General features: G+C 71.6%; 17 protein-coding genes. 6 read left to right on the top strand and 11 right to left on the bottom strand.

The annotated features are described in order from the left end of the window. Positions 1-150: 150 nt before the first annotated feature. The gene (locus tag ABZ406_RS21945) at positions 151-2034 is read right to left on the bottom strand and encodes an ABC transporter ATP-binding protein (protein WP_357764511.1); all 1884 of its coding nucleotides are present in this window, start codon (positions 2032-2034) and stop codon (positions 151-153) included. A 172-nt stretch (positions 2035-2206) separates the two neighbouring features. On the opposite strand from ABZ406_RS21945, the gene ABZ406_RS21940 reads away from it, so the two are divergent. From ABZ406_RS21940 to ABZ406_RS21930, 3 genes are all read left to right on the top strand, one after another. Beyond that, a complete protein-coding gene (locus tag ABZ406_RS21940) occupies positions 2207-2836 on the top strand; it encodes a TIGR03085 family metal-binding protein (RefSeq protein WP_357764508.1) in 630 nt (209 codons plus the stop codon). A gap of 199 nt (positions 2837-3035) precedes the next feature. Beyond that, entirely contained in the window at positions 3036-3911 is an 876-nt protein-coding gene (locus ABZ406_RS21935) for a terpene synthase (RefSeq protein WP_357764506.1), read from the top strand. A 137-nt stretch (positions 3912-4048) separates the two neighbouring features. Then, complete coding sequence (locus ABZ406_RS21930; protein WP_357764503.1) at positions 4049-5875, top strand: long-chain fatty acid--CoA ligase; 1827 nt, start codon at positions 4049-4051, stop codon at positions 5873-5875. Between the two features lie 66 nt (positions 5876-5941). Here the strand turns inward: ABZ406_RS21930 and ABZ406_RS21925 are convergent, their stop codons facing one another. Further along, entirely contained in the window at positions 5942-7396 is a 1455-nt protein-coding gene (locus tag ABZ406_RS21925) for a PLP-dependent aminotransferase family protein (RefSeq protein ID WP_357764500.1), read from the bottom strand. A 59-nt stretch (positions 7397-7455) separates the two neighbouring features. Here ABZ406_RS21925 and ABZ406_RS21920 point away from each other — a divergent pair, with 59 nt between their 5' ends. Continuing rightward, a complete protein-coding gene (locus tag ABZ406_RS21920; protein ID WP_357764497.1) occupies positions 7456-8127 on the top strand; it encodes a hypothetical protein in 672 nt (223 codons plus the stop codon). A 101-nt stretch (positions 8128-8228) separates the two neighbouring features. Then, complete coding sequence (locus ABZ406_RS21915) at positions 8229-8690, top strand: hypothetical protein (RefSeq protein ID WP_357764494.1); 462 nt, start codon at positions 8229-8231, stop codon at positions 8688-8690. A gap of 37 nt (positions 8691-8727) precedes the next feature. On the opposite strand, the gene ABZ406_RS21910 is transcribed toward ABZ406_RS21915, so the two are convergent. Continuing rightward, entirely contained in the window at positions 8728-9270 is a 543-nt protein-coding gene (locus ABZ406_RS21910; protein ID WP_357764492.1) for an N-acetyltransferase, read from the bottom strand. Positions 9271-9280: 10 nt separating this feature from the next. Further along, complete coding sequence (locus ABZ406_RS21905) at positions 9281-10498, bottom strand: helix-turn-helix transcriptional regulator (RefSeq protein WP_357764489.1); 1218 nt, start codon at positions 10496-10498, stop codon at positions 9281-9283. A gap of 174 nt (positions 10499-10672) precedes the next feature. Between ABZ406_RS21905 and ABZ406_RS21900 the strand changes: the two genes are divergently transcribed. Next, positions 10673-10921, top strand: a complete 249-nt coding sequence (locus ABZ406_RS21900) for a hypothetical protein (RefSeq protein ID WP_357764486.1) — start codon at positions 10673-10675, stop codon at positions 10919-10921. A gap of 184 nt (positions 10922-11105) precedes the next feature. Here the strand turns inward: ABZ406_RS21900 and hisF are convergent, their stop codons facing one another. The 7 genes from hisF to ABZ406_RS21865 all read right to left on the bottom strand — a co-directional run bounded on the left by hisF (position 11106) and on the right by ABZ406_RS21865 (position 15406). Next, positions 11106-11873: an imidazole glycerol phosphate synthase subunit HisF gene (gene hisF / locus ABZ406_RS21895; RefSeq protein WP_357764483.1), complete on the bottom strand. Its 768-nt coding sequence runs from the start codon at positions 11871-11873 to the stop codon at positions 11106-11108. Positions 11874-11949: 76 nt separating this feature from the next. Then, positions 11950-12948 (bottom strand): NADP-dependent oxidoreductase, encoded by a 999-nt coding sequence (locus ABZ406_RS21890; protein WP_357764480.1) that lies wholly within the window; start codon positions 12946-12948, stop codon positions 11950-11952. Between the two features lie 46 nt (positions 12949-12994). Next, positions 12995-13426, bottom strand: a complete 432-nt coding sequence (locus ABZ406_RS21885; RefSeq protein ID WP_357764657.1) for an organic hydroperoxide resistance protein — start codon at positions 13424-13426, stop codon at positions 12995-12997. A 5-nt stretch (positions 13427-13431) separates the two neighbouring features. Next, complete coding sequence (locus ABZ406_RS21880) at positions 13432-13878, bottom strand: MarR family transcriptional regulator (protein WP_357764477.1); 447 nt, start codon at positions 13876-13878, stop codon at positions 13432-13434. A 78-nt stretch (positions 13879-13956) separates the two neighbouring features. Then, positions 13957-14346, bottom strand: coding sequence for a RidA family protein (locus ABZ406_RS21875; protein WP_357764474.1), 390 nt, complete (start codon positions 14344-14346; stop codon positions 13957-13959). Beyond that, complete coding sequence (priA, locus tag ABZ406_RS21870; RefSeq protein ID WP_357764472.1) at positions 14343-15068, bottom strand: bifunctional 1-(5-phosphoribosyl)-5-((5-phosphoribosylamino)methylideneamino)imidazole-4-carboxamide isomerase/phosphoribosylanthranilate isomerase PriA; 726 nt, start codon at positions 15066-15068, stop codon at positions 14343-14345. Before priA ends, ABZ406_RS21875 begins: the two co-directional genes overlap by 4 nt. Positions 15069-15082: 14 nt before the next feature. Then, positions 15083-15406, bottom strand: a complete 324-nt coding sequence (locus ABZ406_RS21865) for a hypothetical protein (RefSeq protein WP_357764469.1) — start codon at positions 15404-15406, stop codon at positions 15083-15085. Positions 15407-15409: the final 3 nt, after the last annotated feature.

Here is a 15409-nt window from a genome sequence, read left to right as displayed (position 1 = left end):
TGCGGGGCTCCGCTGCGCTGCACTCCTCGCGCTCACCGGGTACGCCTTTCGTTCGCGACTGCGGGGCTCCGCTGCGCTGCACTCCTCGCGCTCACCGGGCTGGCCTTTCGTTCGCGACTGCGGGGCTCCGCTGCGCTGCACTCCTCGCGCTCACCGATCCACCTCGATTTCCAGGCCCGACGGCACCGGCACCACGTCGTCGCCGTACGAACTTTCCTGCGCGCGCTCGACCTCGGCCTGCTCGTAGGCGGTGACCAGGTCGACGTAGCCGGGCACGGTGGCCAACAACTCGCTGTGGGTGCCCCGGGCGACCACCCGGCCCTGCTCCACGTAGATGACCTCGTCGGCCAGCGCGATGGTGGCCCGGCGGTACGCGACCACCAGGATCGACGCGGCCGGCACCCCCGCCACGGCGGTCGACGACCGCAACCCGGCCAGGATGGCCGCCTCCACTCGAGGATCGACGGCGCTTGTCGCGTCGTCGAGCACCAGCAGGCGCGGTCGACCGGCCAGCGCACGAGCCAGGGTGAGCCGCTGGCGCTGGCCGCCGGAGAGCGACGTGCCCCGTTCGCCGACCATGGTGTCCAGGCCGTCGGGCAGCGCGGCGACGAAACCGTCCGCCTCGGCCAGCCGCAGCGCCGCCCAGACCACTTCGTCGTCGACGCCCTGCCGGTCCAGGGCGATGTTGGCGCGGACCGTGTCGTCGAAGATGAAGGGCACCTGTGCGACCAGGGCCACCGTGCCGGCCAGCGACGCCGAGGTCAGCTCGCGCACGTCCACGCCGTCCAGGCACACGGTGCCGGAGTCCGGGTCGACGAGGCGCACCGCCAGCGACGCGATGGTGGACTTGCCGGCGCCGGTCGGCCCCACCAGGGCCACCGTCCGACCGGACAGCACCGTGAAGCCGACCTCGCCGAGGACCTGCGCGCCGGGCGGGTGGGCTTCGGCCGGCGGGTAGGAGTAGTGCACGTCGTCGAAGGTGAGGCTGGCCGGGCCCGCCCCGACCGGGTCGAGCACCCGCTGCCCGTACGGCATCTCGCCGGTGGCGTCGAGCACCCGGCGCACCCGGTCCCAGCCGGCGACGCTGCGCGGCAGCTCGGCCAGCACCCAACCGATCGCCCGCACCGGAAAGGCCAGCACTGTGAAGAGGAAGGCCACGCTGACCAGCTCGGTCACGCTTATCGCGCCCTGGCGCAGCCGGAACGCCCCGACGACGAGGACGGCGAGGGTGCCGAGGCTGGGCAGCGTCTCCAGCAGTGGGTCGAAGATGCCGCGCAGCCGACCGACAGCGATCAACGAGTCGCGCAGCTCACCGGCGCGGCCCGCGAACCGGGCGGTCTCCTGGGCCTCGCGACCCATCGTCTTGACCACCAGGGCGCCGTCGAAGCTTTCGTGGGCGATCCCGCTGACCTCGGCGCGCAGGCGCTGCGCCCGGGCCTGGCGGGGGGCCATCCGGCGGGAGTAGACGACGTTGAGCGCGAACAGCGCGGGGAAGACCGCGAGGCCGACCAGGGCGAGTGCCCAGTCGGTGGCGAAGAGCGACACGATCGCGCCGACGAGCATCACCAACGTGCCGACGGCGAAGGGCAGCGGCGCGATCGGGTACCAGGCTGCCTCCACGTCCGAGTTGGCGTTCGACAGCAGGGTGCCGGTGGAGTTGCGGTGGTGCCAGGACAGCGGCAGCTCCAGGTACCGGCGGGTGACCCTGCGGCGGTAGGAGGCCTGGAGGCGGTACTGCATGTAGCCGGCACCGAGCCGGCGGCCGAAGATGCCCGCCACCCGCACCACGCTGATCCCGAACAACGCTGCCGCGGCCAGCGCCAGGGTGCCGGAGCCCACCTTGCCGCGTTCGATGGCCGGAAGCGCCACCTCGCCGATGACCGACCCGACGACCCGGGCACTGACAATGATCATTCCGCCGAAGAGCACGCTGCCGACGACCGCCACCGCGAAGATCCGCGGCTGCTCACGGATCGCCTGTCGCAGGACCCCCAGCCCTCGACTGAGAACGTCCCGACTTGTCTTGCTCGCCACGCTCGCCCCCGCCGTAAGCCGCAATTATCTCCCTCATCCTTACCGGTCGGGGCCAGCACCGCCGACCCTGACGGGATATGTCGACCGTCACGTACCGGACGTCGACGTGCCTGCGGCGCCGACCGGCGTCCGCCGCCGAGCGCCGACGGGCCGGCGGGCCTACGATCGGGCCATGTCGCGGTACGCCCGAGCCGAGCGCGAGGCGCTGGCCGATCTTCTCCTGGCCCTCGGGCCGGACGCCCCCACTGTCAACGAGGGCTGGGCGACCCGCGACCTCGCCGCGCACCTGGTGCTGCGGGAGCGGCGTCCGGACGCGGCAGGTGGGATCGTGCTGCCGCCGCTGCGCGGCTACGCCGAGCGGGTCCGTCTGCGGCTCGCCCGACGGCCCTATCCCGAACTGGTGGCACAGGTGCGCCGGCCGCCGCGGTGGAGCCCGGTCAGCAACCCGCTCACCGACGAGGTGGCCAACACGATGGAGTTCTTCATCCATCACGAGGACGTCCGGCGGGCTGGTTCCGGCTGGCAGCCGCGCGATCTCTCCGAGGGCCTCCAGAGCGCCCTCTGGAAGCGGGCGGCCCCGATGGCCCGGATGGCACTTCGCCGCTTCCCGGCGGATCTCTACGTGCAGGCGCCCGGCCACGGTGAGGTGTCCGTCGGTCGCGACGGTGAGCCGTTGCGCCTGGTCGGCGCCCCGGCCGAGCTGGTGCTGTTCCTCTCCGGCCGGCAACGGGTGGCCCGGGTCCAACTGAACGGTTCGGCGGAGGCGGCGCAGCGGCTGCGGGCCTCCAAGCTGGGCATGTGACTTTCTGCACGTAAATGGTCACTGAATCACTGTGGAATTTCCCACACCCAGCGAAAGATGCAGATACTTCCTCCCGTACGCTTCACCGCGCCGCTCCGCGCCGGGCGGTACGGAGTGGGGGCTCACTGTGCGGGACTTCGCGATTTCGGCGCTGCGGGAACCCCCGTTTGCCACGGGTCGCCACCGTGCCACCGACCAGGTGGCGAGCGAGAGCATCGAGTGGGCGCGCACGTTCGGTCTGGTCGATTCCAGCCAACGCGTGCACCGCCTGGAACGGGCCGACGCCGCCGGACTGGCCGGTCGTGCGTGCCCGGACGGCTCGGTGGAGGGCCTGCGGCTGCTCACCGACCTGATCAGCTGGCTCTTCGTCATGGACGACGCCTGCGACGAGGACGGCCTGGGTGCCGACCCGGTGCGCCTGGGCCCGGCGATCAGCACCCTGCTCGACGTGCTGGACCGCTGCGGTGATCCGTACGTCGTACCGCCCGCCGTCGGGCCGCTGGGTGACGCGCTGCACGACCTCTGCCGCCGGACCCGACTGCACGATCACGCCGGTCTGCTGCTGCGGTTCGTGAGCCAGATGCGGGAGTACCTGTTGGCGCTGCTCTGGGAGGCGGGCAACCGGGAGCGTCGGCGCGTGCCCGAGGTGGCGGAGTACGTGCAACTGCGCCGGCACATCGGCGGCGTGCACCCCTGCCTCACCCTGACCGACCTGGCGTCGACGCGGCCCTCCGGGCCGACCCAGCGCGCCGACCCGGGGCTGGTCGCCCTGGACCTGTTGGCGGTGGACCTGGTCTGCTGGTGCAACGACCTCTTCTCGTACGGCAAGGAGAGCCAGACCGACCCGGACGCGCACAACCTGGTCACGGTGATCGCCCAGGGCAACGACGCGGACGAGGTGACCGCGCTGCGCAGTGCGGCGCACCGGTTCAATCAGGGGTTGGCGACGTACCTGACCGCGGAGGAGGCGCTCCGCGCCGTCGGCGACGACGGGATGCGCGACGCGTTGGCCGCTCGGCGCAACTGGGTCCGGGCCACCTACGACTGGTCGGTGGTGGCCGCCCGGTACGCCTGATCGGCCGTACCGGTTGGCGGGATGGGACGGCCGGACGATCACCAGGGCTAGCCGATGCACGGCAACAGGCAATACTCTTCGGTAACCATCATGACGTGACGACCGTCACGCCACCACCCCCGAAGGCGGCTACAGCGATGGCTCTCGATGTACCGTACCGCTCCATCCCGGACATGTTCCTCAAGCGCGTGGCGGCCACCCCCGACCGGAACGCGTTCGCGTCCCCGAACCCTGACAATTCGGGGCCTGTCTGGCTGACCTGGGCCCAGGTGGGCCAGCGCGCGAAGGCTGTCGCCGCCGGCCTGCACGGCCTGGGCGTCGGCCAGGAGGACCCGGTCGCGATCCTCGCCAACACCCGGTTGGAGTGGGTAATCGCCGACCTCGGCATCATGTGTGCCGGCGGCGCGACCACCACCGTCTACCCGACCACCGAGCCGGCGGACGCGACGTACATCATCGCCGACTCCGGTTCGACAGTGTTGTTCGCGGAGAACCCGGCCCAGGCGGCGAAGATCGCCGGGGCGACCCTGCCCGCGCTCACCCACGTGGTGCTGCTCGACGGCGCTGTCGACCCGACCGCCGCGATCACGCAGTTGACGCTCGCCGACCTGGAGGAGCGCGGCGCGCAGGCGCTGGCCGCCGAGCCGGAGCTGATCGACATGCTGGTGGCCGGCATCGGCCCGGACCACCTGGCGACCCTGATCTACACCTCCGGCACCACCGGCCAACCCAAGGGCGTCGAGCTGCTGCACGGCGGCTGGTGCTGGGAGGCCGTGGCGCAGGCGGAGGTCGGGCTGCTGCGCGACGACGACCTGCAGTACCTGTGGCTGCCGCTGGCGCACTCGTTCGGCAAGACTCTGCTCTGCGGCGCCATCCACGTCGGCCTGCCCACCTACGTCGACGGGCGGGTGGACAAGCTCGTCGACCTCCTCTCGGTCATCCGTCCGACTCTGATGTGCGGGGCCCCCCGCGTCTTCGAGAAGGTCTACAACAAGGCAGTGACCACCGCGCAGGGTGCCGGCGGGGCAAAGGCGAAGATCTTCGGCTGGGCCGTCGGTGTCGGCAAGGAGAAGATCGCCCTGGAGCAGGCCGGCAAGCCGGTGCCGGCCGGGCTGAAGCTGCGCTACGGGCTGGCCGAGAAGCTGGTGTTCAGCAAGCTCCAGGCCCGCCTGGGCGGCCGGATGCGGGTGCTGGTGTCCGGCGCGGCACCGCTCAGCCCCGAGATCGCCACCTTCTTCGCCGCCGCGAACCTGCCGATCTCCGAGGGCTACGGCCTGACCGAGACCAGCGCCGGCAACTTCGTCAACCCGCCGGCCGGGCTGCGGATCGGCACCGTGGGCCAGGCGATGGGCGACCTCGAGTGCAAGATCGACACCGACGGGGAGATCCTGGTACGGGGTCGGCCGGTGATGCGCGGTTACCACAACCTGCCGGCCGAGACCGCCGCCTCGTTCACCGAGGACGGCTTCTTCCGTACCGGTGACATCGGCACCCTCGACGAGCAGGGCTACCTGCGCATCACCGACCGCAAGAAGGACCTGGTCAAGACCTCGGGCGGCAAGTACATCGCGCCGTCGCACATCGAGGGCATGTTCAAGGCCATCTGCCCGTACACCTCGCAGGCCGTGGTCGTCGGTCAGGCCCGCAACTTCTGCACGATGCTCGTCACCCTGGACCCGGACGCGATCCGGGGCTGGGTCGCCGGCGGCCCCCTCGAAGGGCGCAGCTACACCGAGATCGTCGCGTCGGCCGAGGCCCAGACGATGGTCGAGGAGTACGTCGCCCAGCTCAACGCCAAGCTCAACCGCTGGGAGACGATCAAGAAGGTGGCCATCCTGCCGCGTGACCTGACGATCGAGGACGGTGAGATCACCCCGTCGTTGAAGATCAAGCGGCGTGGGGTGGAGAGCAACTTCGCCGCCGAGATCGACAAGATGTACGCCGGCAGCCTCGCCGAGCTCTGACGCGTCGCCGGTGGCCCCGTACCCGCTCTGGGTGCGGGGCCACCGGCATCGGCGGTCAGGGGGCGCTCAGGCGATGACCGCCGGCTCGCGCCACCGTTGCCGGCCGCCCCGGTCCAGGTCGTAGCGGATCGCGGCGATCCGCCCGACGGCCTCCACGAGGTCCGCCGCGGGCAGGGTGAACGGCAGCCGCAGGAAACGCTCCAGGGTGCCGTCCAGGCCGAACCGAGGGCCGGGAGCCAGCCGTACGCCGACCTCCTCCGCGGCCCGGGCCAGGGCGCTCGAGACGGGACCGTCCAACTCCGCCCAGAGCGTCACGCCACCCCGTGGCACTGTGACACGCCACTCCGGCAGTCGGTGCGCCAGCGCGCCGAGCAAAGCGTCGCGCTGGACGGCCAACTGGACGCGGCGGTCGGCGACGATCGCCTCGGCGTCGGCGAGCAGGTGGACGGCGACCAACTGGTCCAGCACCGGGCTTGCCATGTCGACCCCGACCCGGACGGCGGCCAGTCGCTGCACCTGCGGCGCGGACGCGCGCACCCAGCCGATCCGCAGGCCACCCCAGTACGGCTTGCTCATTCCCCCGATGCTGATCACCCGGCTGTGCCGGTCGTACGTGGCGACCGGGGGTAGCGGCTCGGTGCCGTCCATCGACAGGTCCACGAAGGACTCGTCGATGATCAGGTCGGTGCCGACCGCGTGCGCCGCGGCCACCACGCGTTCGCGCAACGGGGCGGGCATCAGGTGCCCCGTCGGGTTCTGGAACTCCGGAATCAGGTAGGCCAGCTTGGGCCGGGTCTGTCGGAGGCTGCCCAGCAGCAGGTCGGGCTCCCAGCCGGTGTCGGCGGCCAGACCGTGGGTGCTGATCCGGGCCCGCCGGCCGGCAAGCGCCGCGAGGGCGTTGGGGTAGGTCGGCGACTCGACGAGCACCGAACCGCCCGGGGCGAGGGCGAGGCGCAGCACCAGGTCCAGTGCGTGCTGGGTGCCGCTGGTGACCATGATCTGGTCGGCCGAGGTGGGCAGACCCCGTGCGGTGTACGCCTCGGCCACCGCCTCGCGCAGCTCGATGATGCCGGTGGGGTGGTAACCGGCGCCGCTCAGGTAGCGGGGCAGGTCCTCGGTGGCGGCCCGCGCGGCCGACAGAAGTTGCGGCGGGGCGGCCAGCGCCGCGACGCCGAGGTCGAGCATGTCCCGGTCGTCCAGCGGGGTCCACAGGCCGGTGCTGGCCACCCGGTGGTTGCCGGGCAGCATCGTCCAACTGCCGGCGCCTCGACGGCTGGCCAGGTGCCCGGTCTCGCGCAGCTGCCGGTACGCGGCGGTGACAGTGGTCCGGCTGATCCGCAGCGCCTCGGCCAGCTCCCGTTCCGACGGCAGTCGGACGCCCAGGGGCAGCCGGCCGTCAGCGAGCAGCCCGCGCACCGAGCCGGCCAGCGCGGCGTAGTCGGGGCTGCGCCGGCGGCCCGGCAGGGCATGCCACTGCCCGAGCAGACGGGCCAATTGGACACCGCGGACCTGCCCGGTCATAGCCACTCCTCGGATATTGGCTTCTTCCTCGGCGAGGATTGGCACCTAGGGTGGCATGCATGGCACTGCTTGGCAATCTGCGGCACCGGCCGGTTCGACGGTTGGTCCAGCTCTACCTCGGGCTCGCGCTGTACGGCGTCAGCATGGCCCTGATGATCCGCTCCTACCTGGGCCTCGACCCGTGGGACGTGTTCCACCAGGGGCTCTCCGAGCTGACCGGGCTCTCCTTCGGCACTGTCACCATCGGCGTCGGCGCGCTGGTCCTGTTGCTGTGGATCCCGCTGCGGCAACGGCCCGGCCTTGGCACGGTGAGCAACGTCGTGGTGGTCGGCCTGGTAGTGGACGCCACAGTGCCCCTGCTGCCCGTGAACAACCCGCTCGGTGTCCGGATCGCGATGCTGATCACCGGCATCGTCGCCAACGGCGCCGCCACCGCCCTGTACCTGGGCGCCCGATTGGGGCCCGGCCCCCGCGACGGTCTCATGACCGGGTACGTGGCCCGCCGGCCCGGCCGGTCGGTCCGACTGGTGCGCACCGTCATCGAGGTCACCGTGCTGGTGCTGGGCGCGCTGCTCGGCGGCACCGTCGGTGTGGGCACTGTGGCGTACGCGCTGGCCATCGGCCCGTTGTCCCAGTTCTTCATCCCGCTGTTCGCCGTGCCGGAGGGCGCCACGCCCGAGCGCCCCGCGGCCCCGCCGGGCAACCCCGCGCCGGCCACGCCAGCGGGCTGAACCTTCACCGACCGTTCACGAACCGGTACGGGGCGGTGGTGCCGCGTACCGGTTGGCGGGTGGGTGTTCCCTTCCGCGACGCGCGCCGTCATCATCTCTGCATGGGGGAGAACGGTTGGCGCTGGAACGACGCTTGGATCTTCGTGTCGCTCGTCATCGCGAGCGGGGCCGGACGGCACCGTCGGTCGGCGACAAGCCGCCGGCCGGAGGGTGTCCGACTGACCGACGTGCTCTCCACCGCCGACCACCTCAACCACGCGATTCCGCAGCGACACGAGGTGGAGGTCGCGGTCCAGCGTTTGGTGGGCGCCGGGCTGGTGAGCGTCGCCGACGGCTGGTTCCGGATCACCGCCGAGGGTGAGCAACTGTGGCGCACCCGCCCGCGCGCGGGTGTGGCGACAATGGTGGACACCGTGCAGGGAGTGTTGACCCGCCGGCACGCGCCCGGCAGCGCCGACTGGATCCTCGACGAGGCCGACCACGCGGCTGCCGTCCAGGAGTACGCGGTCCGGTCGATTCCCACCCCGCGTCGCTCACCCGAGGGGCACTCCGGGGAGCGCTGACCCGGCCGAAGGCCGGTCGCGCCAGGTCGCGCGGCAGTCAGCGACGCGGGCCGGGTGCTGCCGGTAGCGGCAGGACGAGCAGGTGCATAGGAGTGCCGTCGGGCATCGCCGACCCGCCGACCTGCTGCCAACCCGCGCGCCGGTAGATGGCGCGGGCGGGTGCGGCCGGGTTGGACGCCAGGGTCGCCCACGGCTCGGATCGCGTGTTCAGGAGCCTGCGGATGAGTTCCGCGCCGATGCCCACGGCGCGCCGGTCGGGATGCACGACCCACTCCATCACCGCGAACTTGTCGGCGTTCAGAAGGTCGCTGGGTGGCTCAGTGTCGGCGCGTGTCCACCACCGGCCGGCCGGCATCGTCCAGCCGTACGCGGCACCGACCAGTAGGCCCGCGTCGTCGGCGACGACAAGGCTGAACCCGGAACGCCCCGTCTCACCGGGCAAGCCGTCGGCGAACCCGGCCACCTGATCCGGTCCCTCGTTGTATGGCGGCTCCGCATAGACCACCCCGTACAAGCGCACCAGCGCCGGAAGTACGGCAGCGGCCGATCCGGGAGTGTGCACGGTGTACGTCACGGGCATGGCGAGAACCCTAGGCGCGAACCCGGTCGGTGAGGTCGACGAACGCGGGCCGGGACCGCTCCGTCCTGGGTACGGCGGCTGCGACCTGTGTTGCCACCGACCGCAGCAGGTGGTTGTGCAGGTGAGCTGGCAGCGCGTCAAGCGTGTCGGCGGCGTACCGCAACCCGTCGGGAATGTGCCCGCCCCGAATCAGCCGGGCAGCCTGCTGGAGTTGCACCTGCGCACGTAGCCGCGCCTGGGACGCCGGATACAGGTCGAGGGCCCGCTCCTGCGCGGCCTCAGCATCGACCAGCCGGCCGGCGTGTGTGTAAACCCACGATTCGGTGTGGTGGAACCGATGTTCCGGCCACCCCCACAACGACTCCACGTCGTCCACGATCGCGGCCGGCAACTGCTGGGCGAGATCGGCGAGTTGCCGCACCGTCGCCACCGCGTCCGCGTGCCGCCGGGCCAACGACAGGGCTTGGGCTCGGCCGGCGAGCAGCCCGCACGCCGCCGCCGTGGCCTGGCGGCCCAGCATAGGCAACACCTCGTCCGACAGGACGACGACCGCCGACGGCGAGCGCCCGTCGTAGCAGCTGTTCACCACATCCCACGCCCGCGCCAGAACCCGGGTCTCGGTGTCCCCGGACTCGTCGGCGACCCGATGGGCGGTCTTCCACCAGCGCCGCCCCATCACGGTCTGCCCCGACGCGACAAGACTCAGCGCGACGATGACGGACAGACGCGAGGCAGCCCGCAGGAGGCCAGCTCGGCGTACACCACTGTCAGCGGCGAGTTGGTGTTGCAGCACGGTCAGGTCAGCACCCAGTTGGGCCATCAGGGCGGCGTGAGATTGCCGGTAGTAGCCGTGGCCGTGGTCAGCCGCGATCTGCTCCCACTCATCGCGGTCGGGCGTCACCATGTCGCCGAGGCCGTGACGAAGGGCTTCCAACCCGGCCAGGGGCGCGACAGCGGGTGCGGCGGCCAAGGCGGTCATGGCACGCAGCATGGCGCGTCTGTGCATGTCGGTGGTGCCGGCCCGCTCGATCCGGTACGCCTCGATGAGCGTGCCGTCCGCGCCCAGGACCCGGTCACAGTTCGTGGCCAGCGCCTCGGTGGGGCGGCGCTCACCGCGCTCGACCTGGGATATGTGGCTGTACTGAAAGTGGATGAGCGAGTCGAGCTGCCGCAAGGACAGCCCGGCGCTCTCGCGATGCCGTCTGAGCAGCTGCCCGAAGGTGTCCATCTCCGACCCCCAGCGTGTGCAGGAGCGTGTGCACACCGCGCACGCGTGCCGTAGGCCCAGCTTATCGGCCACGATCGACGTAGTAGTCCATCTGACGCTGCAGCTTCCGACCGGATCGACGGGATCTGTGGACATCACCGGAAAGGCAGACACCCCTTGCCCTCGAAGCCGAACATGACCGACAGCCTTCAGGTGCCTGCGGGCACTCTGCTGCACCTGCTGGCGTGGGAGATCAGCCCGAATCCGACCAAACGCGACGAACTGGTGTGGGCGGTGGTGGTGGACCCGCAGCATGTCGGCGGCATGGTGCGGTTGCGGGGGCACACGTGCGCCGGACCCGTACCGGATTGTGCCGGCGGGTGGTGCTTCGAGGCACAGGTGTCAGTCGCGGCGATCCTCGCGAACACGGATGGAGCCCGGTGAGTGCGCCCAGGCCGGAGCAACTGGCCCGATGGTGGCGGGTTCTGGCCGAGCATGAGCAGCGACGCGGGTTATGCCCGATCTGCGGCACCTGCACCCGGTGCTGGGCGTGGGCGGGAGCATTCGCGAACCTGATCGCGCACGACGCGTACCACCTGGGCCCGGCGCGGACGGCGGCCCCGTCTGGCTAGCGCACCGGGTGGCCACTGCCGCGCAGCGCGTCCTTGACCTCGGCGACTGTCAACTCGCCGAAGTGGAAGACGCTCGCGGCGAGCACCGCGTCCGCGCCGGCGCCGATAGCGGGCGGAAAGTGGGCCACCTCGCCGGCGCCCCCACTGGCCACCACCGGCACGTCCACCACGGCTCGCACCGCGGCGATCAACTCCAGGTCGAAGCCCGCCTTGGTGCCGTCGGCGTCCATCGAGTTGAGCAGGATCTCCCCCGCGCCCAACTCGGCGCCCCGGTGCGCCCACCACACCGCGTCGATGCCGGTGCCGCGCCGACCACCGTGCGTGGTGACCTCGAAGCCACTGGGTGTGCCGCCGTCCGGCGACCGACGCACGTCGAGGGAGAGCACGAGCACCTGCCGGCCGAACCGGTCGGCGATCTCGGCGATCAACTCCGGGCGGGCGATGGCGGCGGTGTTCACGCCGACCTTGTCCGCCCCGGCCCGCAGCAGTGTGTCGACGTCGGCGACCTGCCGGACCCCACCGCCGACGGTCAGCGGGATGAACACCGACTCGGCGGTGCGGCGCACCACGTCGAGCATGGTGCCCCGGTCGCTGGAGGACGCCGTGACGTCGAGGAAGGTCAGCTCGTCCGCGCCGGCCCGGTCGTACGCCGCCGCCAGCTCCACCGGGTCGCCGGCGTCGCGAAGGTCGAGGAAGTTGACTCCCTTGACCACCCGCCCGGCGTCCACGTCCAGACAGGGGATCACCCGTACCGCCACCGTCATGCCGCGAGCCTATCCTCCCCACAGGCGGCGATGACCGACCGGTGAGGCCGGCCACCGCCGCGCGTCGGATCGGAAGTCACACCTTGACGAGCATCTTGCCGAGGTTGTCGCCGCGCAGCAGGCCGATGAACGCCTCCGGAGCGTTCTCGATGCCGTCCACGATCGTCTCGTCGTAGGAGAGCGTTCCCTCGCGCAGCCAGCCGGCGACGTCGCGGACGAACGCCGCCCGTACGTCGTTGTGGTCGTTGACCAGGAAGCCGCGCAGGGTGAGCCGCTTGCCGATGACAAGTGCCAGGTTGCGCGGCGCGGCGGGCGGCTCGGTGGCGTTGTACTGCGAGATCATGCCGCAGATCGCCGCCCGGCCGTGCAGGTTCATGACCGAGATGGCCGCCTCCAGGTGGTCACCGCCGACGTTGTCGAAGTAGACGTCGACGCCGTCCGGGGCGGCCGCCCGCAACGAGTCACGGACCGGCCCGTCGTGGTAGTCGAAGGCGGCGTCGAAGCCCAGCGCCCGCAGCCGCTCGACCTTGGCCGGGGAACCGGCGCTGCCGACCACCCGACCGGCGCCCTTGAGCTTGGCGATCTGGCCGACCAGGCTGCCGACCGCGCCGGCCGCGGCGGAGACGAACACCGTCTCGCCGGGCTTCATCGCGGCGACCTCCAGCAGCCCGGCGTACGCGGTCAGCCCGGTCATGCCGAGCACGCTGAGGTACGCGCTGACCGGGGCGACACCCGGGTCGACCGGCCGGGCGGCGGTGGCGTCGAGCAGCGCGTACTCCCGCCAGCCCAGCCCGTGCAGGACTGTGGTGCCGACGGCGACGTCGGCCGCCTCGCTGGCCACCACCTCGCCGATCGCGGCACCGTCGAGCGGTGCGTCGAGGGCGAACGGCGCGACGTACGACTTGACGTCGTTCATCCGTCCCCGCATGTACGGGTCGACTGACATGTACTGGTTGCGGACCACGATCTGGCCCGGTCCGGGTGTCGGCACCTCGGTCTTGACGAGCCGGAAGGTGTCAGCGGTGGGCCAGCCCTGGGGGCGGCTGGCCAGGTGGATCTCGCGGTTGCTGGTCACGGGGTGGTAGTCCTCTCGTCCGCGGATGGGGGCCTGGGCGGCGAGGTCACGCGCCCAGGGTCTCGCGGACGGTGAGCGTGACGTCGATGTTGCCACGGGTCGCGTTGGAGTACGGGCAGACCTGGTGGGCCTGCTCGACGATCTGCTCGGCGGCCTCGCGGGAGACGGCGGGCAGGTCGACGACGAGCTGCACGGTGAGCCCGAAACCGCCGCTGCCGTTCGGCCCGATGCCCACCTCGGCCGCGACGACGGAGTCGCTCACGTCGGCCTTGGCCCGGCGACCCACGATCCGCAGCGCGCTGTGGAAGCAGGCCGCGTAACCGGCGGCGAAGAGCTGCTCGGGGTTAGCGGCACCACCGGCGCCACCCATCTCCTTCGGCACGGCCAGGTCGAGCGCGAGGGTGCCGTCGGAGGTCTCGACGTGGCCGTCGCGGCCATCGCCGGTGGCGGTCGCGGACGCGGTGTAGAGAACCTGCATGAGAGTCACTGCTCCTTCTGTCGGTGGATCGTGTCGGTGACCCGGGTGAGCGTGTCGCGCAACGCGACAAGCTCGTCGATGCCCAGCCCGGTGGCCAGGGCGATCCGCAGCGGAACGTCGCAGAGCTGTTCCCGCAGCGCCCGCCCCTGCTCGGTGAGGCCCACCTCGACCCGCCGCTCATCCCGCGCCGACCGCCGGCGGACCACCAGGCCCGCGCCTTCCAGCCGCTTGAGCAGCGGGGAGAGCGTGCCGGAGTCAAGTCGCAGCTCGGTGCCCAGCTCGGACACCGTGGGTGCGTCGTCGGGACGCTCCCAGAGCACCAGCAGCACCAGGTACTGCGGGTAGGTCAGCCCGACCTCGTCCAGGATCGGCCGGTAGACGTCGGTGAGGGCGCGCGACGCGGCGTAGAGGGCGAAGCACACCTGTCGACGCAACAGCAGGTCATCGGCCACCGCTGAACTGTAGCCCACAATTAAGTTGTGCACAACCAATCTGGCCAAACGGCGGCCAGCAGGCCGCCAGCGCGTACCTCAGCGATCGCCGAGGTACGCCTCCAACTCCACCTCCACCAGGTGCTCCGGGTCCAGCAGAGCGGCCACCACCACCAGGGTCGCCGCCGGCCGGACCGCGCCGAAGACCGCGTTGTGCGCCCGGCCCACCTCGTCGGCGTGCAACCGGTCCGTCACGTACATCCTGGTCCGCACCACGTCGCCCGGCTCCGCACCCACCTCGGCGAGCGCGGCCAACCCGATCCGCAACGCCTGCGCGGTCTGCGCGGCCGCGTCACCGACGTGCACCACCCGACCGTCCACAGTCGCCGTACACCCGGCCGTCCAGGCCCGCTCACCGGCCCGGACCACCCGGGAGTACCCGTACTGCTGCTCCCACGGGCCACCCGACCCCAGCCTCGTGACGGTCACGACTCGGCCAGCGTCCGCAGCGCCTCAGCCACAGTGAAGGCACCCGCGTAGAGCGCCTTGCCGGCGATCACACCCTCCACCCCCGCCGACTCCAGACTGGCCAACGCCCGCAGGTCGTCCAGGGTGGACACCCCACCCGAAGCGATCACCGGCCGGTCGGTACGGGCACACACCTCCCGCAGCAGATCCAGGTTCGGCCCGCGCATCGTCCCGTCCTTGGTGATGTCGGTGACCACGTACCGGCTGGCGCCCGCCTTGTCCAGCCGCTCCAGCACCTCGTACAGGTCGCCACCATCGCGGGTCCACCCCCGCGCCGACAGCGTGTGACCCCGCACGTCCAGGCCGATGGCCACCCGGTCGCCGTACTCCGCGACCACCCGGTCACACCACACCGGGTCCTCCAAGGCGGCCGTCCCGATGTTCACCCGGGCCGCCCCGGTGCCCAACGCCGCCCGCAACGACTCGTCGTCACGGATGCCGCCGGACAGCTCCACCTGCACGTCCAACTGCCGCACCACCTCCGCCAGCAGGTGCGCGTTGGTGCCCCGACCGAACGCCGCGTCCAGGTCGACCAGGTGGATCCACTCCGCGCCGTCCTGCTGCCAGGCCAGCGCGGACTCCAACGGGTCACCGTAGACGCTCTCGCTTCCGAGGGCGCCCTGCACGAGCCGGACGGCCCGGCCGTCAGCGACATCAACGGCGGGTAACAGGGTGAGGCTCAAGGTCTTCTCCTCGGTCAGGAACGACGGTCCAGGGCGATCACGACGATCGCCGGCAGTACGAGCAGCAGGAGCACGATCAGCGCGACACGCAACGCCAGATTGTCGACGAACGTCCAGATCAGGAGCAACGCCGCGCCGGTGAGCAGCACGATCGCCGCCCGCTCACCCCGGGTGTGCCGGGCCAGCCGCCCGGAACGACCCCGCCGCAGCCGTGGCGTCAACCCGCGCACCACCGCACGGCGGCGCTGCCGGCGAGCGACCTGGCGCTGCCGGACCACCCGCTCACGGGCCTGCTCGGCCTCCCGCTCCGCCCGCCGACGGGCGCGCTCCCGGCTCACCGC

This window comes from Micromonospora sp. NPDC005710 (assembly GCF_040630995.1).
Classification (GTDB): domain Bacteria; phylum Actinomycetota; class Actinomycetes; order Mycobacteriales; family Micromonosporaceae; genus Micromonospora.
The sequence above is the reverse complement of the archived record's forward strand: the minus strand, read 5'-3'. Positions and strand labels throughout refer to the sequence as shown.